The organism is Agrobacterium sp. MS2 (assembly GCF_003261015.1).
GTDB lineage: Bacteria > Pseudomonadota > Alphaproteobacteria > Rhizobiales > Rhizobiaceae > Agrobacterium > Agrobacterium pusense.
This window is the reverse complement of record NZ_QLNF01000003.1, coordinates 30427-52340: the sequence shown is the minus strand read 5'-3', so window position 1 is coordinate 52340 and position 21914 is coordinate 30427. Positions and strand designations below refer to the sequence as shown.

The following is a 21914-nucleotide window of genomic DNA, read 5'->3' as shown; positions in this document are numbered from 1 at the left end:
GTTCCCACTTCCCGCGCAAATACATAAGCATCGGCTTTGTATTGGCGTTCTAGCCATAAAAGCATCCGCAGGGCAACGCAATGATGACGCATTAACGCATTTTTATGGCATCACCCCATGCAATCGCACGATTATCCGGCGATAATTTGCAACTTCCTGCTCCGTCTCACGAAAAAGCCGCCCCGAAGGAGCGGCTTTTTCTGTCAATTGATAGCCTTCAAAAGACCTTATGCGGACCAGGGCGCGAATTCGGGCATATTGACGGCCACAAATTCGCGGGCGCGCACCATCTGGTTGCGTGCGGCCGGAGCCTCTACGATCTCGTAAGCCGTACGGTCGCTCAGCAGGGCCTTCAGCGCATTGGCATTGACCTTGTGACCACCGCGATAAGAACGGTAGCAACCGATGAACTGAGCGCCCGCAAGTGCCAGGTCGCCCACCGCGTCAAGCGTCTTGTGGCGGACGAACTCGTCCTTGGCGTAACGCAGGCCTTCCATGTTGATGACGCTGTTGTCGTCGGAAATGACAACCGAATTCTCAAGTGAGGAGCCCAGTGCATAACCGGCGGCCCAAAGGCGCTCGACATCACGCATGAAGCCGAAAGTACGGGCACGCGACAGTTCGTTCTTGAACGTCTCTGCCGTCAGGTCACCCTTCCAGGACTGCTTGCCGATCAGCGGCGTGTCGAAATCGATGTCGACCTCGAAGCGCGTACCATCATAGGGACGGAACTCCGCCCAGGACGCACCCGAATCGATACGCACCGGCTTGGTGACCCTGATATAGCGGCGCTTCACGCCAAGATTCTTGATGCCGACCGATTCGATCGCTTCAATGAAGGGAGCAGAGCTGCCATCCATGATCGGCGCTTCCGGACCGTCTACCTCGACGACAAGGTTGTCGAGGCCCATGGCGTAGATGGCGGCCATGACATGCTCGATCGTCGCTACTGACTGGGAAAGCGAACGGCCAAGCACGGTGCACAGATCGGTATTCCCGACATTGGCAGACACTGCCTTCAGCTCGGTGACGCTGCCATTGTCATGGAGGCGATGGAAGACGATGCCCGTTCCAGCTTCTGCGGGCTGGAACGTCATCGAGACCGGATTGCCGGAATGCACGCCAATGCCTTTAAGCTGAACGGCATGTGCGATAGTTGTCTGAAATCCGAGCAGTCCGATAGTCATTAGTGTATGCCTTTTTTGCAAACCGCGCCGCTTGGGGCCAGCGCCGTTCAAGTTTTCAAGCCGGGTTTTAACGACCGGCGAAGTCAGTCTGTTCCTTTACCCAGCCTCATACATACGCACATGTACGTGCCACGACAAATCACTGTTCGTTTCGGATTGTTACATGCGTAAGTAGCTGACAACGCTAATTAATTTAGTGTTAATAACGTAAAATAAACAAAACGCCCGGATCGTCGGATCCGGGCGTTTCGAGAGGCTAATGGAATCGCCCTCAGTTGGACTGGCGGCGCAGGAAGGCCGGGATTTCCAGCTGGTCATCATCGTGGTGGCTGGACGATGCAGGCGTTGCACGGCCGTGATCGTCGAGCTGGCCGCGACGCGGTGCGTAGAGGCTTGCTTCCGGCGAAAGCGGTGCGCGGCGCTGCGGCGCCATGCTCGGCGCATCCATCATGTCGGAAGGAACTTCTTCTTCTTCGCGACGACCAAGCGAGTTGGTGATGCGCTTCAGAAGACCCATCGGGCCACGCTCTTCCTGGGCAGCAGGAGCGGCATGGGTGCGGTGGTCCAGCTCGGCCTTCACGACCGGCGGGAAGTCTTCGACCTTCGGCATGCGAACCGGCTCAGGCTGGCGGGCAACCGGTGCAGGTTCCTGATAGACGGGAGCCTGCGGCTGCTGCGTGCGCGGTGCCGGAGCAGCATGCTGTTCCGGAGCGTGATAGACCGGTGCCGGAGCAACCGGAGCCGGAGCGGCCTGCTGAACCGGCTGGGCCGGACGAAGTGCCGCCGGTGCTTCAGCCGGAGAGGATGCGAACAGCTTGCTCTGCGGACGGAAGTCCTGGGCCGGCTGCTGATGTGCGGCAAAACCGAGTTCACGTTCCATTTCGGCCTCAGCCGAACGGATGGTCTGGGCGATCGGGTCTACGGCCTTCGGTGCCTGCGAAACTGCGGCAGGCTGTACTGCGGCCGGAGCGGGAGCAACGGCCGCGGAAGGACGGATAAGCGGCTTTGCAGCGGCGGCTGCGGCGCGCATTTCGGCAACGTTCTGTTCGCCGACGCCTGCAACGCGGTCAATGCCGGTTGCAACGACGGAGACGCGGATGAGGCCTTCAAGCGCTTCATCGAAGGTTGCGCCGAGGATGATGTTCGCATCCGGATCAACTTCTTCGCGAATACGGGTCGCAGCTTCGTCGACTTCGAAGAGGGTGAGGTCGCGACCGCCGGTGATGGAGATCAAGAGGCCCTGAGCACCCTTCATCGAGGTTTCGTCGAGCAGCGGGTTGGCGATCGCCGCTTCCGCAGCCTGCATTGCGCGGCCCGGACCGGAAGCCTCGCCGGTGCCCATCATCGCGCGGCCCATTTCGCGCATGACCGAACGGACGTCGGCGAAGTCGAGGTTGATGAGACCTTCCTTCACCATCAGGTCGGTAATGCAGGCAACGCCGGAATAGAGAACCTGGTCGGCCATGGCGAAGGCGTCCGCAAAGGTCGTCTTGTCATTGGCAATACGGAAGAGGTTCTGGTTCGGAATGACGATCAGCGTATCGACGGACTTCTGCAGTTCCTCGATGCCCTGTTCGGCAAGACGCATGCGGCGGCCGCCTTCGAAGTGGAAAGGCTTGGTGACGACGCCAACAGTCAGGATGCCCTTGTTGCGGGCGGCCTGCGCGACAACAGGAGCAGCACCGGTGCCGGTGCCGCCGCCCATGCCGGCGGTGACGAAGCACATGTGGGTGCCGTTCAGATGGTCGATGATCTCGTCGATGCATTCTTCAGCGGCAGCGCGCCCGACTTCCGGCTGGGAACCAGCGCCGAGACCTTCAGTGACGTTGACGCCGAGCTGAATGACCCGATCTGCCTTCGTCATGGTCAGCGCCTGGGCATCCGTGTTGGCGACAACGAAGTCGACGCCCTGGAGGCCAGCCGTGATCATGTTGTTGACAGCGTTACCACCACCGCCACCGACACCGAAGACGGTGATGCGTGGCTTCAGCTCTGTGATATCAGGCTTCTGCAGCTGTATCGTCATTTTAACATTCCTTCTTTCTCTGGCCGCATCGCCCCGCTGGCCGATTCTTGAAACTCAACTCTGAAACCTCCGGCTTGCGCCCCGAGGCTACTCAAAAACTTTCTTTCAGCCATTGCCCTACCCGGGCTATCCGGCCGCTACCGTTGCCAAACGGCGAGAACATTCCGCCTTGCGCCGCATGAATTTCGATGTCCGCCACCTGCGGATAGATCATCAGTCCGCAGGCGGTTGAAAATGCCGGGCCCTTTGCCGCGACCGGAAGACCAGCCACGCCCATGGGGCGGCCGATGCGAACGTTGCGGGCAAGAATGCGCCGCGCCGTTTCCGGCAGCCCCGTCAGCTGGCTCGCACCGCCGGTCAGGACGACGCGCTTGCCGACAATCGGGCTGAAGCCGGACTTCTGGATGCGATCACGGATCAATTCCAGCGTCTCTTCGATACGTGCCCGCACGATGCGGGTAACCAATGCTCTTGAAACTTGCGATGGTTGATCGCGATCATCTTCGCCAATCGGCGGGATCGAAATCATGTCGCGCTCATCCGCGCCATTCAGCAAAGCCGAACCATGCACCACCTTCAGTCTCTCCGCATCTTCGATTCGTGTCGAGAGGCCTCGTGCAAGATCTGTCGTAACGTGATGGCCGCCAAGGCCGATCGCGTCCGTATGGATGAGCCGGCCCTCGGCAAAAACCGAGATCGTCGTCGTGCCGCCGCCCATGTCGATGGCGGCACAGCCGAGTTCGACTTCATCGTCCACCAGTGCTGCTAGACCGCTGGCATAGGGCGTCGCGACCATGCCCTCGACGGACAGATGCGCGCGGTTGACGCAAAGTTCGAGGTTCTTCAGCGCCGTGCGTTCGACGGTTACCACATGCATGTCAACGCCGAGAAGATCGCCGTACATCGACAGCGGATCGCGGATACCGCGCTCGCCATCCAGCGAATAGCCCGTCGGCAGCGAATGCAGGATCGCCCGGTCCTGACGCATGGACTGCTGGCTTGCCGCCACCAGAACCTTGCGCAGATCGCTTGCTTCCACTTCCTGCCCGCCGAGATCGATGCTCGCGGTGTAGATATCGCTTGCTAGTCTTCCTGCCGAAACATTGACGATCAGGCTGTCGACGGTCAGGCCCGCCATGCGCTCAGCCGCATCGACTGAAAGACGAATGACGCTTTCCAGCGCGTCGAGGTCAGCAATCACGCCAGACTTCACGCCGCGCGAACGCTGGTGGCCGATGCCGATGATTTCGACCTTGTGGGTGCGGCCAGGCAGGATTTCGCTTTCCTGACGGGGCGTCAGCCGGCCGATCATGCACACGACCTTGGTCGAGCCGATGTCGAGCACCGAAACGATGTGGCTGCGCTTGGAAGAAAGCGGCTTCAGACGAGGCAGACCGAAATGGGAAGAACCGAAAAAGCTCATGTGTTCTTCTCCGCTTTCTTGAGAGCCTTGGTGCGCGCATCGACGGCAGCCTGGCGGCGTTCGGCGGCACCTTCGGTCAGCTGGATCGTCGTACGGTCGGACAGGCGCAGGTCCACGGCAGCGACATCGCGCGACAGAACTTTCTCTTCCAGATCGAGCCGCGCGAGCAATTGCAGCGCCTGCGGCAGGTTTTCTTCTGGCAGCTTGACGACGATGCCGTTGTCGAGATGCAGGTCCCAGCGGCGACCGGCGATACGCGCGTAGGCTCGGACGCGGCTGCGGATTTCCGGCCAGTCAGCCAGCTGCTCGACGAAACCGGCAGCACCGGTTTCCGCGTCGCGGCCCACGAAAAGCGGCAGCGAGGCAAACTTGTTGTCACGCAGCGGCGCGATGACACTGCCGCTCTTTTCGATCAGGGACAGTTCCGAGCCGTGCTGCCAGATGCCGAAAGCCTCACGCTCCTTCAGACGAACCTCGACCGTCTTCGGATAGATCTTGCGGATATCGACATCCTCAACCCAGGGAAGCTGCACCAGCTTGCGGCGCGCGGCGTCGATGTCGAGCGCGATCAGGGACGTGCTGCCATCGAGACCGAGAAGCTGGAAGACATCGATTTCGGAGGTCTGCAGGTTGCCGGAGACCTTCACGTCCTCAACGGCGAAACCGGCCGCAGAGGTCGTTGCCTGCGTGACGATATTCGTATGGCCGCCGAGCGACATGCCATAAAGCCCGGTCGCAGCATAAAAGGCGACGGCCGCAATCGTACCGGTATGGGCGGGAATGTGGATACGTCCGGTCGCAAGGCTGACGCCGAAACGCACGACGCGACGCAGCGGACGCGGCAACACCATGCGATCGTCGGCACTGGCCGCCGCCGCGAATTGCTCGCGCTTTTTTGCCGTCGACTTTTTGCCGATCACCGCAAACACGAAGCGTCCTCCACCATCCAGCTGACAAGGTTACCAAAGGAGCGGCCAGCATGAGCCGCCATTTCAGGCACCAGGGAGGTCGGCGTCATGCCCGGCTGTGTATTCACTTCAAGCCAGATAACTTCGCCATCTTCTGAGAAACGGTCGTCGTAACGAAAGTCTGAACGGCTTACGCCACGGCACCCGATCGCCCGATGCGCCATAACCGCCAGTGTTTGAATTTTTTGGTAAATTTTCGGTGAAATTTCTGCGGGAATGACATGTTTCGAGCCACCAGCAGCGTATTTCGCATCGTAATCATAGAAATTGTGACCAAGCGGCACCACTTCGGTGACGCCCAGCGCCTCGCCGTCGAGCACCCCGCAGGTCAGTTCGCGGCCATGGATATAACGCTCGACCATGACATGGTCGCCGTATTTCCATTCAGAGGACGTGAGTATCTGCGGCGGGTGCGACTGGTCTTCCTTGACTATAACGACGCCGAAGCTCGAGCCTTCGCGCACCGGCTTCACCACATAAGGCGGCGCCAGCGGATGTTCGCTCGTGAAATCGAAGCGGTTCATGACTCGCTCGGCGGCGACAGGAATGCCGGCAGCAGCAGCAACCTTCTTGGCCTGCGCCTTGTCCATGGCAAGCGCCGAGGCGAGCACGCCGGAATGGGTATAGGGAATGGCGAGATATTCGAGGATGCCCTGAATGGTGCCGTCTTCGCCGAAGGGCCCATGCAGCGCGTTGAAAGCGACGTCCGGGCGCAGCGCATCAAGCACGGCGGCGACATCGCGGCCGACATCGACACGGGTGACCTTGTAGCCCTCGTCTTCCAGAGCCTGCGCGCAAGCGTTGCCCGACGACAGGCTGACCGGCCGCTCCGACGAAAATCCACCCATAAGAACAGCTACGTGCTTGCCGCTCATCGATACCTCTGACACCAACTCTCCGTTACGGACCACGCTCCGAACCGACCGGATTTCACAAACCGGTGATTCTGGCACATGACCCTTGAGACCAGTTAAACGCCATTAAGGTTAATGAATCGTTTACTTTCGTTAACCGCCGCGCCCAACATGCCGAGTTTGTTAAAGAATCAGCATTGATCCGAATTCCCTCCTTGGAATCAGAGAGTTGCGCGGAATGCAACATGCAGGTTTTCAATGATCGGAAATAAAACGACGCCGGCGCGTCTGCTGCCGCGCGACAAAGGCAAGGCCGAAACGTTAACAGACAGGATTATTCCCCAGGCAAATTATCTTCCGTTTCAGGGTTTTAAAACCGCAGCCTGAATCAGTCTCTCAATCGACAAACATTCTCCGAGGCCGTGACCACACGTGTCGCCCTGACGGATCACATTATCTGCATTATTTCTTTTTTAGCATTCCATAAGAACAAAAATTGCGTTAACGCAGATGTCGCCTCCCAAGGCATGACATTGCAATCATCCAAAATGGAACCAATACCATGACCGACGCGATATCTCCGGTATCGCCGACCGCTGACAATTCGAACGCTGTAAAGACAAATTCGCCTGCACGAGTTCTCACTGCCAGTCTGGTCGGTACGACCATCGAATTTTTCGATTTCTACGTTTATGCCACGGCCGCAGTGCTCGTGTTCCCGACATTGTTCTTCCCGAACAATGATCCGATGACGGCGCTTCTGGCGTCTTTCGCAACCTTCTCCATCGCCTTTTTCGCCCGCCCCCTCGGCGCCGTGGTCTTCGGCCACTATGGCGACCGCGTTGGCCGCAAGACGACGCTTGTCGCGGCGCTGCTAACCATGGGCGTATCGACGGTCGTGATCGGCCTGCTGCCGTCCTATGAGACGGCCGGCGTTCTGGCACCGCTGCTGCTCGCACTTTGCCGCTTCGGCCAGGGCTTCGGTCTCGGTGGCGAATGGGGCGGTGCCGTCCTGCTCGCGACGGAAAACGCCCCTCCCGGCAAGCGCAGCTGGTACGGCATGTTCCCGCAGCTTGGCGCACCCGTCGGCCTGTTCCTCTCGTCAGGCGTGTTCTGGATCCTGCTGCACTTCATGTCGCAGGAAGCGCTTCTCAGCTGGGGCTGGCGCATTCCCTTCGTCGCCTCGATCATCCTGATCGCCGTCGGCATGTGGGTTCGCCTGTCGATCACCGAAACGCCCGACTTCCAGAAGGCCATCGAAAAGGAAGAACGTGTGGCCGTGCCGGTTGCGGAACTGTTCCGCAACCACAAGCGCAGCCTCGTGCTCGGCACCTTTGTGGCGCTCGCCACCTTCGTGCTCTTCTACATCGGCACGGCCTATCTGCTCTCCTACAACGTCAAGGTCCTGAAAATTCCGTTCCTCGACGCGCTGGAAGTGCAGATCCTCGGCTCCGTCGTTTTCGGTATCTTCATTCCGATTGCCGGCAAGCTTGCAGAAAAATTCGGTCGCCGCGAAATTCTGATCCTGACGACAGTGCTGATCGGCCTGTTCTCCTTCCTGCTGCCCGGCCTGATGACCGGCAGCGAAGGCTCGATCTTCGTCTTCGCGGCTCTCGCGATGATGCTGATGGGCATGACCTACGGCCTGATCGGAACGGCGCTCGCCGCCCCCTTCCCGACCCGCGTCCGCTATACTGGCTCTTCCATCACCTTCAACATGGCCGGCATCTTCGGCGCGTCGCTGGCGCCTTACATCGCCACATGGCTGCAGGTGAACTACGGCATGGGTTATGTCGGCTATTACCTCTGCGTATCCGCGCTCATCACGCTGGCCTGCATTCTTCTGTCCCGCAAGGACGAAGTCTGAGTCCATAGATACCGACAGTAACAAAAAGCCCGCGAAACGAGAGTTTCGCGGGCTTTAATGTATTTACATCTTAGCAAGGCCGACTCGCCTCAAGCCCCCAGAAAAGGCTCCACTTCACGACCGGGCATGAACAGCCCGAGCCGCTTGATTTCCCATTCCAGCCGGATGCCCGATTTGTCAAACACGCGCTTGCGGATGGTCTCGCCCAGATATTCCAGATCGTAACCGGTCGCATGGCCGGTATTGATCATGAAATTGCAATGCAGTGATGACATCTGCGCGCCGCCGATCACGAGACCACGACCGCCCGCCTCATCGATAAGCTCCCATGCGGAATGACCTTCGGGGTTCTTGAAGGTCGAGCCGCCGGTCTGTTCGCGGATTGGCTGCACGGTTTCACGGTGATGACGCACCGCATCCATATCGGCGCGGATTTTCGCCTTGTCCTCGGGATAGCCCTCGAAGAGCGCACCGGTGAAGATCAGGCCCGCGTCGGCGCCGGAATGGCGATAGCTGTAGCCCATATCGGCATTGGAAAGCACATGCTGGTTGCCCTGACGGTCGACCGCGTAGACTTCCACAACACGTTCACGCGTCTCGCCGCCGTTTGCGCCCGCATTCATGCGCAGCGCTCCGCCGATGGAGCCCGGAATGCCGTAATAGAAGTGGAAGCCGCCAATGCCATTATCCATGGCCATGGCTGCTATATGCTTGTCCGGGCAGATCGCGCCCGCCTTGATGCGGTTTTCACCGGCAAGCTCCACCTGGCCGAAGCCCTTGGCGGACAGGCGCACGACCACGCCCGGAATACCGCCGTCACGCACCAGAAGGTTCGAGCCGACGCCAACCACGGTCAGCGGCACATCTTCCGGCAGAATTTTCAGGAAGGCAATCAGATCATCCGTATCGTGCGGCTGGAACATCACCTCCGCAAGACCGCCGGCTCTGAACCACGTCACGCGGTCCATAGGCGCATCCGGTGTCAGACGTCCCCGCAATTCCTTTACCCCGTCGCCGAGCCTCCCCAGCAATTTAACCCCATCGACCTGTCTCATTCAGACTTTCCTGATATGCTCTTCAATTCCGAAGGCAGCGACGCTGCCCATTGCGTGATATTCCCAGCCCCCAAGAGAACCACGAAATCACCCGGATTCGCAATGGCTGCGACCTGTGACGCAAGGTCCTCCCGCTTTTCGAGGAAACGCGCGTCACGGTGGCCAGCGGCCTTGATGGCCGAAACCAGCGCTTCGGAGCTTGCGCCTTCGATGGGATCTTCGCCCGCTGCATAAACCGGAGCAAGAAGAATCGTATCGGCATCGTTGAAACAATGCGCGAAATCATCAAACAGGCTCGAAAGACGGCTGTAACGGTGGGGCTGGTGCACGGCGATGATGCGGCCCTTGCAGGCTTCCCGCGCCGCCTTCAGCACGGCCTTGATCTCGACCGGGTGGTGACCGTAATCGTCAAAAACCTGCACCCCGTTGGCTTCGCCCGTCAGCGTGAAACGTCGCTTGACACCACCGAAGGAGGCAAGCCCCTTCTTGATGTCGGCTTCCGAGATGCCGAGACGATTGGCAACCGCGATTGCCGCTGTCGCATTCGAAACGTTATGGCGGCCGGGCATCGGCAGGACGAGGTCCTTGAAAGAGAAAATCTTGCCGGTGCGGCGACGGCGGATTTCCACGTCGAAGACCGAGCGCGTACCATCGATGCGGACATTCGAAAACCGCACGTCGGCCTGCGGGTTCTCGCCATATGTGATGACCTTGCGATCCTCGATCCGGCCAACCAGCGCCTGTACTTCGGGATGATCGAGGCACATGACGCCGAAACCATAGAAAGGCACGTTCTCGACGAACTGACGGAATGCGGCGCGTACGGCGTCGAAATTGCCGTAATGGTCGAGATGTTCCGGATCGATATTGGTGATGACGGCGACGTCGGCCGGCAGCTTCAGGAAAGTGCCGTCGGACTCGTCGGCCTCCACCACCATCCACTCACCCTCACCCATGCGGGCATTGGTGCCATAGGCATTGATGATGCCGCCATTGATGACGGTCGGGTCGAGATTGCCGGCTTCCAGGAGCGTGGCGACCATGGAGGTCGTCGTCGTTTTGCCGTGCGTGCCGCCGATGGCGATGGCGTTACGGAAGCGCATCAGCTCGGCCAGCATTTCCGCGCGGCGCACGATCGGCAGGTGCTTTTCCCGCGCGGCGACGAGCTCCGGATTGTTCTTCTTGATCGCGGTCGAAACGACGACGACCTCTGCATCGCCGATATTGTCAGCCGTGTGGCCCACAAAAACCTCGATGCCTTTGTCACGCAGACGCTGCACATTGGCGCTGTCGGCCTGGTCCGATCCCTGCACCCGGTGGCCGAGATTGTGAAGCACTTCGGCAATGCCGCTCATGCCGATCCCGCCTATGCCGATGAAATGCACAAGGCCTATGGCTTTCGGCATCTTCATGCCCCAACTCCTTCAATATTCTTCTTGAATTCCTGTACGGACCGGCCGGAGGCAATCGCCTCCACCAGATCGGCCAGCACATCCGCCGCGTGCGGTTTGCCGGTTGCCTTCGCCGCCGCCGCCGTTGCGGAAAGCCGCTCGGGTTCGGCAAGCGCCGAGGACAGCAGGCCGGAGAGCTTCTGCGGCGAGAGCTCCGCCTGCTTGATGACGCTTGCCCCACCCGCCGCCGAAAGCGCAGCCGCGTTCGCCGCCTGATCATGATCCAGCGCATGCGGATAAGGCACGAGGATCGACGGACGGCCGATCACCGAAAGCTCCGATACCGTCGAAGCGCCCGAGCGGCTGATGACCAGATCGGCCTCGCCGATGCGCGACGCCATATCGCCGAAGAAAGGCGAAACATCCGCCTTCACGCCGAGCTTCTGGTAGGAGGCGATGACGCTGTCCTTGTCTTCCGGCCGCGCCTGCTGGGTGACGACGATGCGCTTGCGCTGCTCGTCTTTCAGGAGGCAGATTGCGGCGGGTACCGCGCTCGAGAAAAACTGCGCGCCTTGGCTGCCGCCAAAGACAACGAGCTGGAAAGGCTCGCCTGTCTGCGAGGCGGTGTAGGGTATTTCAGAGGCGGCCAGCACCGCTGGGCGCACCGGATTGCCGGTCGCGACGGTCTTGTCGGAATATTGACCATTGGCGGGCGGCAGGAAGCCGCCGGCAATTGCCTTTACGCGTCCGGCAAGTGCCTTGTTGGCGCGGCCCATCACGGCGTTCTGTTCGTGAATGATCGACGGCACTCCAAGCCCGGTGGAGGCCAGCAGCGGAGGCACGGTGGGATAGCCGCCGAAACCGACAACCGCGACCGGCTTCAGTTTTGCGACCAGCCGACGCGCCGCGCGCAGGCCAACCCAGAGCTTCCAGAGCGAACCCGCCACGGAAATTGGGTTTTTGGAGCCGATGGTGGCAGACGGAACCACATGAATTTCATCTGCCGGAAACTTGCCCGCATAACGCTCGGCGCGACTGTCGGTGACGAGATGCACCTGATAACCGCGTGCCTTCAGCGTATGCGCCAGCGCTTCTGCCGGAAACACATGGCCGCCGGTTCCACCGGCGGCAAGAAGAACAATACCCTTGCTCATGATCGTTTACTCCGCGGGAACGCCGGAACCAACGCGGAAGAAACTCCGCTCCTGCGCCCGCTTTTCGGGTCTGTGGCGTGTCAATGCCAGAAGGAAACCGGCGGTCACGCATATCGCCATCATTGACGAACCACCATAGGAAATCAGCGGCAAGGTCATGCCCTTGGCAGGCATCAGTTCCAGATTGACGCCGATATTGATCATCGACTGCATGCCGATCTGCAGCACAAGGCCAGCCACGGCGAAGCGGCAGAAATCGTCCTTTTCCTTGAAGGCGTGCGACAGGCCGCGCAGCACGATGAAGGCGAAGATTGCGACGAGGAACATGCAGAAAACGATGCCGAATTCTTCCGCTGCAACCGAGAAGATGAAGTCGGTATGGCTATCGGGAATGATGCGCTTGACGATGCCCTCACCCGGTCCGCGACCGAACCAGTCGCCGCGAATGATCGCTTCACGCGCCGTGTCCACCTGGAACGTATCGCCCTCACCCGTCCAGAAACGGTCGATACGGCCGGCCACGTGCGGCAGCATGAGGTAGGCGGAGATGATGCCGCCGACGCCGAGACCACCGAGCATGATGATCCAGAACCACGGCACACCCGCCATGAAGAACATGCCGCCCCAGACAACGGAAGTCAGGATCGTCTGGCCGAAGTCAGGCTGGGCGATGAGAAGTGCGGCCACGATTCCGAAGGTGATGATCGCAAAGAGATTGCCCGGAATTTCCGGATGGCGCGCCCGCTCTGCAAAAAGCCATGCGCAGACGATGACGAAAGCCGGCTTCATGAATTCCGACGGCTGGATCGAGAAAGTGCCGATGGAAATCCACCGCCGCGCGCCCTTCACCTCGATGCCGAAGAACAGTGCAAAGATCATCATCAGCAGCGAGGCGATCAGCATGATGACCGCCACGCGGCGCACCTGGCGCGGCGACAGGAAGGACAAGCCGACCATGATTGCCAGCGATGGCACCATGAACATGGCCTGACGCTCAACGAAAAAGAAGCTGTTGAGGCCGATACGCTCGGCAACGGCCGGCGACGCCGCGAAGGACAGCATCAGGCCGATGCCCATCAGCGCGATGAATGCCGCCAGAAAGAAACGGTCGATGGTCCAGAACCATTCCGCGACCGGACCGCGATCAACTCGGCTTACCATGGCCTTCAGCCCCCTTTTCCAGAGTGAACGAGCATCGTCATGCCATCGAGCGCCGCGACCTGCGCGACAAACGAATCACCTCTCACTTCAAAGTTCTTATATTGATCGAAGCTTGCGCAAGCCGGGGACAACATCACGATATTGCCGGGCGTCGCGTCTTTTTCCGCATCCGCCGCCGCATGCTGCACGGCCTTGTCCAAGGTGCCGGATATTTCGTAGGGCACCGCTTCACCGAGCGTCGCTGCAAATTCCGCCGCCGCCTCGCCGATCAGATAGGCTTTTGCGATGCGCGGGAAAAGCGGTGAAAGGCTGGCAATCCCGCCGGCCTTCGGCAGACCGCCGGCAATCCAGTAAATGCGGTCAAAGCTCGAAAGCGCAGGTGCCGCCGCATCTGCATTGGTGGCCTTGCTGTCATTGACGAAGGTGACATTGCCGCGTCGGCCAACCGGCTGCATGCGATGCTTGAGGCCGGGGAAGGATTTGAGACCTGCCCGAACTTCATCCTCGGAAACACCGACTGCAAGGCAGGCCGCAATTGCAGCCGCCGCATTTTGCGCATTGTGGCTGCCGCGAAGCGTCTGGATACCGTCGAGATCGACCAGTAGCGACGAAGTTCCCCAATGCGCCCGCAGGATGCGGCTGCCCTCGGCATAAAGACCTTCGGAAACGACATTGCGCTTGGAAATGCGCTCAACCCTGACGCCGGCACGCTCAACGCGATCGGCAATCAGCGTCGAGTAGCTGTCGTCGACACCGACAATCGCCGTGCCGCTGCCGGCAACAAGCCGTTCCTTGACGTCGGCATAGTGCTGCATCGTGCCATGCCGGTCGAGATGATCGGGAGTGAGGTTGAGAAGAATGCCGGCAGTCGGATTGATCGTGGGTGCCAGGTCAATCTGGTAGGATGAGCACTCAACAACGTAGAAGCGCTGCGCCTTAGGCGGATCGAGGCTCAGTACCGCCGTACCGATATTGCCGCCAAGCTGCGTATCGCGACCAGCCGATTTCAGAATATGTGCGATCAGCGCCGTGGTGGTCGACTTGCCGTTGGTCCCGGTAATCGCAATGAAGGGGCAATCCGGCGCGTGGGCACGACGTTCTCGGACAAAGAGCTCGATATCGCCGATGATCTCGACGCCGGAGGCTTTCGCCAGATCGACGGACCAGTGCGGCTTCGGATGCGTCAGCGGCACGCCCGGTGCCAGCACGAAGGAGGAGAAACTCGACCAGTCAATCGTCCGAAGATCCGCCGTCTTGATGCCCTCGGCCTCGGCCTTTGCGACGCTGTCGGGATTATCATCGAAAGCCACGACGTCGGCACCGCCGGCGACCAGCGCCCGGGCCGTGACAAGACCCGAACCGCCGAGCCCGAAAAGAGCGACTTTCTTACCCTTAAACGACGTGACCGGGATCATCGCTCACCTCAGCTTCAGGGTAGCGAGGCCAAGCAGCGCGAGGCCAACGGAAATGATCCAGAAACGGATGACCACCTGGCTTTCCGTCCAGCCCTTTTTCTCGAAATGGTGATGGATCGGCGCCATCAGGAAGACGCGCCTGCCGGTGCGCTTGAACCAGAAGACCTGGATGATGACCGACAGGGTTTCCATGACGAAGAGGCCGCCGACGATGACCATGACGATCTCGTGCTTGGTGGCGACTGCGATGGAGCCGATCAGGCCACCCAGCGCGAGCGAACCCGTATCGCCCATGAAGATGGCCGCGGGCGGCGCATTAAACCACAGAAAACCGAGGCCGGCACCGATAACGGCGCCGACAATAACGGCGAGTTCACCCGTTCCGGGCACGAAATTGATCTGCAGGTAATTAGCAAAAACGGCGTTACCGGCGAGATAGGCGATCACACCGAAAGTGGCGGCCGCGATCATGACCGGCACGATGGCGAGACCGTCGAGACCGTCGGTCAGGTTCACCGCATTCCCCGCGCCGACGATGACGAAAGCACCGAACAGCACGAAGAAATAACCGAGATTGATCACGAATTCCTTGAAAAAGGGAAAAGCGATGGAGCTGCCGAGCGTGCCGCCATGCGGCGCGGAAGCGAGCGCCATCTTCATCATGAAAAACACGGCAATCGCCGCGATCAGGAATTCGATGCCGAGACGAGCCTTGCCGGAAAAACCCTTGTCGCTCTGTTTCGTCACTTTCAGATAATCGTCGTAGAAGCCGATGGCTCCGAAACCAAGCGTCACCATTAGAACGGCGACGACATAGACATTCGACAGGTCGCCCCACAGAAGCGAACCGCCGAGAATGCCGGCGAGGATCATCAAGCCGCCCATGGTAGGAGTGCCGGCTTTCTTGAAATGCGTCTGCGGCCCGTCGGCGCGGATCGGCTGGCCTTTGCCCTGACGCACGCGCAGCGAATTGATGATGGCCGGTCCAAACAGGAAGACGATCAACGCAGAGGTGAACATCGCCGCCCCCGCCCGGAAGGTGATGTACCGGAACAGGTTGAAGATTTGAATTTTATCCGACAGTTCGACGAGCCAGATCAGCATAATTGCCCTTTCAAAAGGCTATTTCAGACTTGGCGTTCCGTCTCGGGGAATGCCGGATACTTGTCAAGCAGGGCGGCGACAATCTTGCCGAAACCAAGCCCAAGTGACGATTTTACCATCAGCGCGTCTCCCGGTTGCACCCATTGCAGGGCGAAATCGGTGAGTTCCGCCGTCGTCGGGAACCAGATGACGGTGACGCTGTCAGGCAGCGCGTCGCGCAAAGCGGCCATCGCCTCGCCTGCCAGCCACACATGTTCGATACCCGCCGCAAGCAATGGCCCGGCCAATTCCTCATGTAGTTGCGCCGAAAATTCGCCCATCTCCAGCATGTCGCCGAGGACGGCAACGCGACGGCCATGGCCCTGCGTCGGCGTTTCCGCCAGCACCGCGATCGACGCCCGCATGGAGGCAGGATTGGCGTTGTAGCTTTCATCGATCAGAAGGAAGGAGCCGCCGTTGATCTGCAGATGGTGGCGCTGGCCACGCCCCTTCACCGCCTCAAGCGATCCCAGCGCTTCGAAAGCACGGTCGAGATTGGCGCCCGTGATCGCCACGGCGCCAAGCACCGCCATCGCATTGTCCGCAATGTGCCGGCCCGGAATGTTGAGATGCAGCTCGCTGGTTTCGCCGTTCAGGATCGCCCAGATCGTCGAGCCAGTCGTCGTGCTCTCGAAATCCGCGAGGCGGAAATCCGCCTTGGCATGCTGACCGAAGGTCAGGATGTGTTCGATGCCCTGCTCCTGCGCCGCCTCTTCAAGCTGCTCGAACTGGGCATTGTCACGATTGAGGATGACGGAACCGCCCTGCTCCACGCCCTCGAAAATCTCCGCCTTGGCGGCGGCGATCTCTTCGATGTTGTTGAAGTTGCCGAGATGGGCAGGCGCGATGGTGGTGATGATCGCCACATGTGGGCGGACCATCTTCACCAAAGGCCGGATTTCGCCGGAATGGTTCATGCCGATTTCGAACACGCCGAATTCAGTATCGGCGGGCATGCGGGCAAGCGTCAGCGGCACACCCCAATGGTTGTTGAAGGAAGCCACCGCCGCATGCACCCGGCCCGATGGCGCGAGCGCCTGCCGCAGCATTTCCTTCGTCGTCGTCTTGCCGACCGAGCCCGTCACCGCGATGATGCGCGCCGATGTTCTTTGACGCGCCGCGATGGCAAGCTTGCCAAGGGCTGCAAGAACATCTTCGACCACGATCATCGGCACCGTCAGGCGGCCGAGCGCTGGCAGCTTGGCTTCAGCAACGACCAGAAGTCCTGCCCCGTTGGCAACCGCGAAACTCGTATAGTCGTGACCGTCGACACGATCACCCTTGATGGCGAAGAAAGCTTCACCCGGCTTCACCGTCCGGCTGTCGATGGAAATGCCGGTGATTCCTGTCGGCAGGTTGCCCACCGGGCGTCCTGCGGTGATGGCGATCATATCGGCGACTGTCCATAACCAGCTCAAATTTTCGATCCTTCCAGCGCTGCCAGTGCAGTGCGCACCTGTTCATGATCGGAAAAAGGCAGTGTCACGGAGCCAACGATCTGCCCTTCTTCATGCCCTTTGCCCGCGACGATCAGCGTATCGCCATGCGACAGCATCGATACCGCATGGCGGATCGCCTCGGACCTGTCGCCAATTTCCAGAGCGTCGGGCGCCGCCGCCATCACCTCGGAGCGGATCGTCGCCGCGTCTTCCGAGCGCGGATTGTCGTCCGTGACGATGACGATGTCGGAAAGACGGGTCGCGACCTCGCCCATGATCGGGCGTTTGCCCTTGTCGCGGTCGCCGCCGCAGCCGAAAACGGTGATGATGCGGCCGGAGGTGAAGGGCCGGACCGAGGTCAGCACGTTTTCCAGCGCATCGGGCTTGTGGGCGTAATCCACATAGGCAAGCGCGCCGTTTTTCGTTTGTCCCACTAATTCGAGACGGCCGGCAGCGCCGACAAGCTTTTCGAGCGCCTTGAGCGCCGTTGCGGCGGCAACACCCGTCGACATGGCAAGACCGGCGGCAACAAGCGCATTGGCCACCTGGAAATCACCCGCGAGCGGGATATCGACTTCGTGGATGACGCCGTCATGATGCACTTCGATCATCTGCTTGTGGCGGAAATGCTCAACGCGCTTCAAAGCGAGATATTGCCCGTTCCGTCCGACGGTGCGGACATCGAGACCCGCTTCGCGCGCCGCATGAACCGCCTTGTCCGACCAAGGATCGTCGGCGAAGATCACGGCGGGAGCGCCTTTTTCCATCAGCGTATCGAAAAGCCGCATCTTCGCGGCCATGTAATCCTCGACGGTCGGATGGTAATCCATATGGTCGCGGCCAAGATTGGTAAAGCCGGCGGCAGAAAGGCGCACGCCATCGAGGCGGCGCTGGTCGAGACCGTGGCTGGAAGCTTCCATCGCCGCGTGGGTGACGCCCTCGCTCGCAAGCTCGGCCAGAAGCGCATGCAGCGTCACCGGATCGGGCGTCGTCAGCGCGCCATAATCCTCCCGGCCGGGAGCGATGACACCGGTTGTGCCGATCTGGGCTGCGGCATGGCCGGCGAAAGCCCAGATCTGCCGCACGAAGGAGGCAACCGAGGTCTTTCCCGCGGTGCCAGTGACGGCGACCATGGTTTCCGGTTGTTTTCCGTAAAAGCGGGAGGCGGCAAGGGAGAGATAAAGGCGTGGGTCGGTCACGACCAGAACCGGCACTTCGGCTTCCACCGCGTGCCCGGAAACAACGGCAACGGCACCCTTGGCAACCGCATCCTTTACATAGGTCGCACCATCAGCCTTGGTGCCAGAAACCGCAACGAACAGGCTGCCCGGCGCAGCCTTGCGGCTGTCTGCGGTGATCCCCCCGATTTCGATCGCCCCGATCTCAGACAGGAGCAATTCTTTCAATTCCGGAAACGCATTTCCGGATATATCTCGCAAATTCATCGACTGTTTCCGTCTTGTCCCCCCGGCACGAATCGCCGGAACATCATAAGCTAACAATCAATAAGACACGAGCAAGGCCGAGCCATCCTTGCCGAACTTCGGCTTCACACCCAGCACCGCCGCCGTGCGGCTGATGATATCGTGCACCATGGGTGCTGCGGACGTGCCGGCGAGTGCCGCGCCATTGCCCTTATCGGTCTTCGGTTCATCGATGAAGGACAGCACCACATATTGCGGATCATCCATCGGGAAAGCCGACAGGAAGGCGTTGAAGTTCTTGTCGTGCACATAACGGCCGTTGACGACCTTATCGGCCGTGCCGGTCTTGCCGCCGACGTTGAAGCCATCGACGCGCGCATTTCGGCCTGAACCGTTGACGCCGTTCCATTCGAAGAGGAAGCGCATATCCTTGCTGGCGCCGGGTTTCAGCACCTGCTTTGCCACCTGATCCGCCTGTTCACGGGTGCGCGGCAGGAAGGTCGGCTCGATGAGTTTGCCGCCATTGACGAGTGCCGCACCGGCAACCGCCGTCTGCAGCGGTGTGGTTGAAACGCCGTGGCCGAAGGAGATGGTGATGGAGTTGATCTTCTTCCACTCACGCGGCTGCGAAGGCAGCGCCACTTCAGGCAGTTCGGTCTGCATGCGGGTGAGAAGACCAAGCCGCGTCAGGAATTCCTTGTGCCCTTCGGTGCCAACGGTATCGGCAATCTTGGCCGTACCGATATTGGACGAAAACTGGAAGATTTCCGGCACCGAGAGCATGCGGCCCTTGCCGTGGAAGTCCTTGATGGTGAAGCCGCCGATGCGGATCGGGTAACGCGCGTCGAACATATCACCGAGGCGGACGCGGCCCGAATCAAGACCCATGGCAATGGTGAAGGATTTGAAGGTGGAGCCCATTTCGAACGTGCCGTTCGACATGCGGTTGAGCCAGCCTTCTTTCGCGCCTTCGGCCGGGTTGTTCGGATCGTAATCCGGCACCGAGGCCATGGCCAGCACTTCGCCGGTATGCACATCCAGAACCACGGCACCGGCGCCGATCGCCTGGAACTTGGTGATGGCCGAAGTCACGACTTCGCGCACGATGGACTGCACGCGCAGGTCGATGGAAAGCTTCACAGGCTCGAGCGGCTGATCGCTCGTCATGCCGAGCGCCGTGAGATCGGCAAGACCCTGGCTGTCGACGTAACGCTCCATGCCGGCAACACCGCGGTTGTCGATATTAACGTGACCGACGACATGCGCTGCGGTCGGCCCGCCGGGATAGAAGCGACGTTTTTCCGGACGGAAGCCGATGCCGGGAATGCCGAGCGCGAGAATCTGGCTCTGCTGCTTTGGCGTCAACTGGCGGCGCAGCCACTGGAACCGCGAATTGGAGGAGAGCTTCTGATAGGTCGTGCGCTGGTCGAGATCCGGCAGGACGGTGCGCAGCTTTTCGATGGCCTCGTCAATATCGACGATACGATGGGGCTCGGCAAACAGCGAGACGGTGCGGATATCGGTGGCCAGCACCTCGCCGTTACGGTCGAGAAGATCAGGGCGCGACGCCATCAGCCTGTCGGCCGGCGCGATGCTCGACACCGTCTCCTGCTCTGCCATGCCATATTGCACCAGACGGCCGCCGACGACGGCGTAAAAGGCGACGAAACCGAAAATGAGAAGGCCGACGCGGCTTTTCGCCTGCGCCGCGCGCTTCTTGCGCGCGCCTTCAAACGCCGCATGATCGGTGTGGATGCCGGTCGTGCTGGCGGAAAAGTGAGCCTTGCTCTTCAAAACCATGGCGCGGGAGAGAAAAGACATCAGCGGTTCACCGATCCTGTTATCGTGTCGTCCATGTCGGTTTCATCACCGGCGGTGGCGGAGGCAACGGGCACGGGTGCCGGTGCCGGGCGAGAAACACGGGCACGCGGCGTAGGCACCGGCACGCCGTTGACGGCAATCTGGCCTGCCGGCGGTGATTTTGGCTTGGAAGCGCCACCCAGCGTCGCGCCGGGTTTGGAGCCATTGACGGCAGCGGCGATGACATCCTCGACGCTCATGCCTTCCGGCTCGGGCGGCTGCGGCAATTGCGAACGCAGCATCGGCAGCTCGCGCGGCTGCGCCAGTTGCGTCGGCAGTGTCGGCGAAAGACCGAGTTCCGTTTGATAGGCATTGACGAGACGGTGCAGACGGTTCGGCTGCGTCAGCAGCGCCCAGTCAGCCCGCAGGAGATCGATCGTATCTTTCTCAAGCTTGATTTCCGCCTCCAGCTTGCGGACCTCCTCAAGCTTGAGATCGGCCTTGTGCTTGATCGAATAGGTCACGACCGCCGCAGCGACCATGACCCCCATCAAGATGACATCGAAAGTGCGCAGCATATCAGCCTCCCATCTTTTCAAGGCTGGCGAGATCGGGAAGCTCGAATATCGAGAAATCCGCAGCGCGCGCCGGTGCCGTGGTGCGCAGGCCAGCGCGGAGCTTGGCCGAACGAGCCCGCGGATTAAGCTCCGCCTCCTCGTCGCTGGCAGCAATCATCGGCTTGCCGATATTCTCGAAAATGGAGGGCTTGTCCTCCACCATCGGCAGATGCCGGGAACCGGCTGCCTTGCCCGAACGGTCGGAGAAGAATTTCTTGACGATACGGTCTTCCAGCGAATGGAAGGTGACGACGACCAGCCGGCCGCCGGGCTTCAGAACCTGCTCGGCGGCAAACAATGCCTGCGCCAGCTCACCCAGCTCATCATTGACGAAAACACGCAGCGCCTGGAACACCCGCGTTGCCGGATGAATCTTGTCCTTGGCTTTCCGTGGCGTGACGATCTCGATCAGGCCCGCCAGATCGCGGGTGGTGCGGAAAGGCTCTTCCGCCCTCCTCTTCTCGATAGCGCGGGCAATGCGACCCGGCTGCTTTTCTTCGCCGAGAAAACCGAAGATGCGGATGAGATCGCCAACCTTGGCGCGGTTGACGACATCGGCCGCCGAAACGCCGGAAGCGGACATGCGCATGTCGAGGGGGCCGTTTTTCTGGAAGGAAAAACCGCGCTCGGCCTCGTCGATCTGCATGGAGGATACGCCGATATCGAGAACGACGCCATCAAGGCCGCCCTCGGGCGCATGTTTCGCGAGATCGGAAAATTGCGACTGGATGAGCGAAAGCCGGCCGCCATTGGCTGCGACCATTGCCTGACCGCCGGAGATCGCCGTTGGATCGCGGTCTAGTGCGATGACATTTGCGCCGCGATCGAGAATGGCCTGGGTATAGCCGCCGGCGCCGAAAGTGCCATCCAGAATAATTTTGCCGGGGGTGGGTTCAAGCGCGCTGATGACTTCACGAAGCAGCACCGGGATATGGCGCTGAGGTCCGCCATCGGCATCAGAAGATCGTCCGCCAGAATTCGCCGCCATTG

Annotated in this window: 18 protein-coding genes; 2 read left to right on the top strand and 16 right to left on the bottom strand. The window is 60.4% G+C overall.

The genetic code is table 11. From position 1 onward, the window contains the following. Positions 1–227: 227 nt before the first annotated feature. The 5 genes from lpxC to DOU54_RS00510 form a co-directional block, all read right to left on the bottom strand. Positions 228–1187, bottom strand: coding sequence for a UDP-3-O-acyl-N-acetylglucosamine deacetylase (gene lpxC / locus DOU54_RS00530; RefSeq protein WP_004442781.1), 960 nt, complete (start codon positions 1185–1187; stop codon positions 228–230). A 271-nt stretch (positions 1188–1458) separates the two neighbouring features. Further along, positions 1459–3213, bottom strand: a complete 1755-nt coding sequence (ftsZ, locus tag DOU54_RS00525; protein WP_113381180.1) for a cell division protein FtsZ — start codon at positions 3211–3213, stop codon at positions 1459–1461. Positions 3214–3304: 91 nt separating this feature from the next. Continuing rightward, positions 3305–4636 (bottom strand): cell division protein FtsA, encoded by a 1332-nt coding sequence (ftsA, locus tag DOU54_RS00520; protein WP_113381181.1) that lies wholly within the window; start codon positions 4634–4636, stop codon positions 3305–3307. Then, on the bottom strand, positions 4633–5565 hold the full coding sequence (locus DOU54_RS00515) for a cell division protein FtsQ/DivIB (RefSeq protein ID WP_193603276.1): 933 nt from the start codon (positions 5563–5565) through the stop codon (positions 4633–4635). Before DOU54_RS00515 ends, ftsA begins: the two co-directional genes overlap by 4 nt. After that, positions 5553–6479, bottom strand: a complete 927-nt coding sequence (locus DOU54_RS00510) for a D-alanine--D-alanine ligase (RefSeq protein ID WP_004442785.1) — start codon at positions 6477–6479, stop codon at positions 5553–5555. Before DOU54_RS00510 ends, DOU54_RS00515 begins: the two co-directional genes overlap by 13 nt. 237 nt (positions 6480–6716) lie before the next feature. On the opposite strand from DOU54_RS00510, the gene DOU54_RS27795 reads away from it, so the two are divergent. Together DOU54_RS27795 and DOU54_RS00505 are read left to right on the top strand one after the other, a co-directional pair. Continuing rightward, a complete protein-coding gene (locus DOU54_RS27795) occupies positions 6717–6845 on the top strand; it encodes a hypothetical protein (RefSeq protein WP_257784223.1) in 129 nt (42 codons plus the stop codon). A gap of 175 nt (positions 6846–7020) precedes the next feature. Further along, positions 7021–8325 (top strand): MFS transporter, encoded by a 1305-nt coding sequence (locus DOU54_RS00505; protein WP_004442787.1) that lies wholly within the window; start codon positions 7021–7023, stop codon positions 8323–8325. An 89-nt stretch (positions 8326–8414) separates the two neighbouring features. On the opposite strand, the gene murB is transcribed toward DOU54_RS00505, so the two are convergent. Genes murB through rsmH form a run of 11 tightly spaced genes read right to left on the bottom strand, consistent with a single transcriptional unit; the run spans position 8415 to position 21912 of the window. Beyond that, positions 8415–9380 carry a UDP-N-acetylmuramate dehydrogenase gene (gene murB / locus DOU54_RS00500; RefSeq protein ID WP_004442789.1) on the bottom strand — a complete coding sequence of 322 codons (966 nt, stop codon included), beginning with the start codon at positions 9378–9380 and terminating at the stop codon, positions 8415–8417. Then, the gene (murC, locus tag DOU54_RS00495) at positions 9377–10792 is read right to left on the bottom strand and encodes a UDP-N-acetylmuramate--L-alanine ligase (RefSeq protein ID WP_004442790.1); all 1416 of its coding nucleotides are present in this window, start codon (positions 10790–10792) and stop codon (positions 9377–9379) included. The genes murB and murC overlap by 4 nt, the downstream gene beginning before the upstream one ends. Further along, a complete protein-coding gene (gene murG / locus DOU54_RS00490) occupies positions 10789–11925 on the bottom strand; it encodes an undecaprenyldiphospho-muramoylpentapeptide beta-N-acetylglucosaminyltransferase (protein ID WP_004442793.1) in 1137 nt (378 codons plus the stop codon). Before murG ends, murC begins: the two co-directional genes overlap by 4 nt. Before the next feature lie 6 nt (positions 11926–11931). Further along, positions 11932–13086 (bottom strand): putative lipid II flippase FtsW, encoded by a 1155-nt coding sequence (gene ftsW / locus DOU54_RS00485; protein WP_004442795.1) that lies wholly within the window; start codon positions 13084–13086, stop codon positions 11932–11934. Between the two features lie 5 nt (positions 13087–13091). After that, positions 13092–14501: a UDP-N-acetylmuramoyl-L-alanine--D-glutamate ligase gene (gene murD / locus DOU54_RS00480; protein ID WP_113381182.1), complete on the bottom strand. Its 1410-nt coding sequence runs from the start codon at positions 14499–14501 to the stop codon at positions 13092–13094. Between the two features lie 3 nt (positions 14502–14504). Next, a complete protein-coding gene (gene mraY, locus DOU54_RS00475) occupies positions 14505–15605 on the bottom strand; it encodes a phospho-N-acetylmuramoyl-pentapeptide-transferase (protein WP_003522196.1) in 1101 nt (366 codons plus the stop codon). Positions 15606–15628: 23 nt separating this feature from the next. Further along, complete coding sequence (locus tag DOU54_RS00470) at positions 15629–17062, bottom strand: UDP-N-acetylmuramoylalanyl-D-glutamyl-2,6-diaminopimelate--D-alanyl-D-alanine ligase (RefSeq protein ID WP_004442800.1); 1434 nt, start codon at positions 17060–17062, stop codon at positions 15629–15631. Then, complete coding sequence (locus tag DOU54_RS00465) at positions 17059–18528, bottom strand: UDP-N-acetylmuramoyl-L-alanyl-D-glutamate--2,6-diaminopimelate ligase (RefSeq protein WP_113381183.1); 1470 nt, start codon at positions 18526–18528, stop codon at positions 17059–17061. Before DOU54_RS00465 ends, DOU54_RS00470 begins: the two co-directional genes overlap by 4 nt. 57 nt (positions 18529–18585) lie before the next feature. Further along, positions 18586–20328, bottom strand: a complete 1743-nt coding sequence (locus DOU54_RS00460; RefSeq protein ID WP_004442804.1) for a peptidoglycan D,D-transpeptidase FtsI family protein — start codon at positions 20326–20328, stop codon at positions 18586–18588. Next, a complete protein-coding gene (gene ftsL, locus DOU54_RS00455) occupies positions 20328–20885 on the bottom strand; it encodes a cell division protein FtsL (RefSeq protein WP_004442805.1) in 558 nt (185 codons plus the stop codon). Before ftsL ends, DOU54_RS00460 begins: the two co-directional genes overlap by 1 nt. Before the next feature lies 1 nt (position 20886). Next, positions 20887–21912 carry a 16S rRNA (cytosine(1402)-N(4))-methyltransferase RsmH gene (gene rsmH, locus DOU54_RS00450; protein WP_113381184.1) on the bottom strand — a complete coding sequence of 342 codons (1026 nt, stop codon included), beginning with the start codon at positions 21910–21912 and terminating at the stop codon, positions 20887–20889. Positions 21913–21914 lie beyond the last annotated feature (2 nt).

What these genes read in the sequence shown, in the direction of transcription:
- lpxC (WP_004442781.1), bottom strand. Translation starts at nt 1,187, where the DNA reads ATGACTATCGGACTGCTCGGATTTCAGACAACTATCGCACATGCCGTT.
- ftsZ (WP_113381180.1), bottom strand. Translation starts at nt 3,213, where the DNA reads ATGACGATACAGCTGCAGAAGCCTGATATCACAGAGCTGAAGCCACGC.
- ftsA (WP_113381181.1), bottom strand. Translation starts at nt 4,636, where the DNA reads ATGAGCTTTTTCGGTTCTTCCCATTTCGGTCTGCCTCGTCTGAAGCCG.
- DOU54_RS00510 (WP_004442785.1), bottom strand. Translation starts at nt 6,479, where the DNA reads ATGAGCGGCAAGCACGTAGCTGTTCTTATGGGTGGATTTTCGTCGGAG.
- DOU54_RS27795 (WP_257784223.1), top strand. Translation starts at nt 6,717, where the DNA reads ATGATCGGAAATAAAACGACGCCGGCGCGTCTGCTGCCGCGCGACAAA.
- DOU54_RS00505 (WP_004442787.1), top strand. Translation starts at nt 7,021, where the DNA reads ATGACCGACGCGATATCTCCGGTATCGCCGACCGCTGACAATTCGAAC.
- murB (WP_004442789.1), bottom strand. Translation starts at nt 9,380, where the DNA reads ATGAGACAGGTCGATGGGGTTAAATTGCTGGGGAGGCTCGGCGACGGG.
- murC (WP_004442790.1), bottom strand. Translation starts at nt 10,792, where the DNA reads ATGAAGATGCCGAAAGCCATAGGCCTTGTGCATTTCATCGGCATAGGC.
- murG (WP_004442793.1), bottom strand. Translation starts at nt 11,925, where the DNA reads ATGAGCAAGGGTATTGTTCTTCTTGCCGCCGGTGGAACCGGCGGCCAT.
- ftsW (WP_004442795.1), bottom strand. Translation starts at nt 13,086, where the DNA reads ATGGTAAGCCGAGTTGATCGCGGTCCGGTCGCGGAATGGTTCTGGACC.
- murD (WP_113381182.1), bottom strand. Translation starts at nt 14,501, where the DNA reads ATGATCCCGGTCACGTCGTTTAAGGGTAAGAAAGTCGCTCTTTTCGGG.
- mraY (WP_003522196.1), bottom strand. Translation starts at nt 15,605, where the DNA reads ATGCTGATCTGGCTCGTCGAACTGTCGGATAAAATTCAAATCTTCAAC.
- DOU54_RS00465 (WP_113381183.1), bottom strand. Translation starts at nt 18,528, where the DNA reads ATGAATTTGCGAGATATATCCGGAAATGCGTTTCCGGAATTGAAAGAA.
- DOU54_RS00460 (WP_004442804.1), bottom strand. Translation starts at nt 20,328, where the DNA reads ATGTCTTTTCTCTCCCGCGCCATGGTTTTGAAGAGCAAGGCTCACTTT.
- ftsL (WP_004442805.1), bottom strand. Translation starts at nt 20,885, where the DNA reads ATGCTGCGCACTTTCGATGTCATCTTGATGGGGGTCATGGTCGCTGCG.
- rsmH (WP_113381184.1), bottom strand. Translation starts at nt 21,912, where the DNA reads ATGGCGGCGAATTCTGGCGGACGATCTTCTGATGCCGATGGCGGACCT.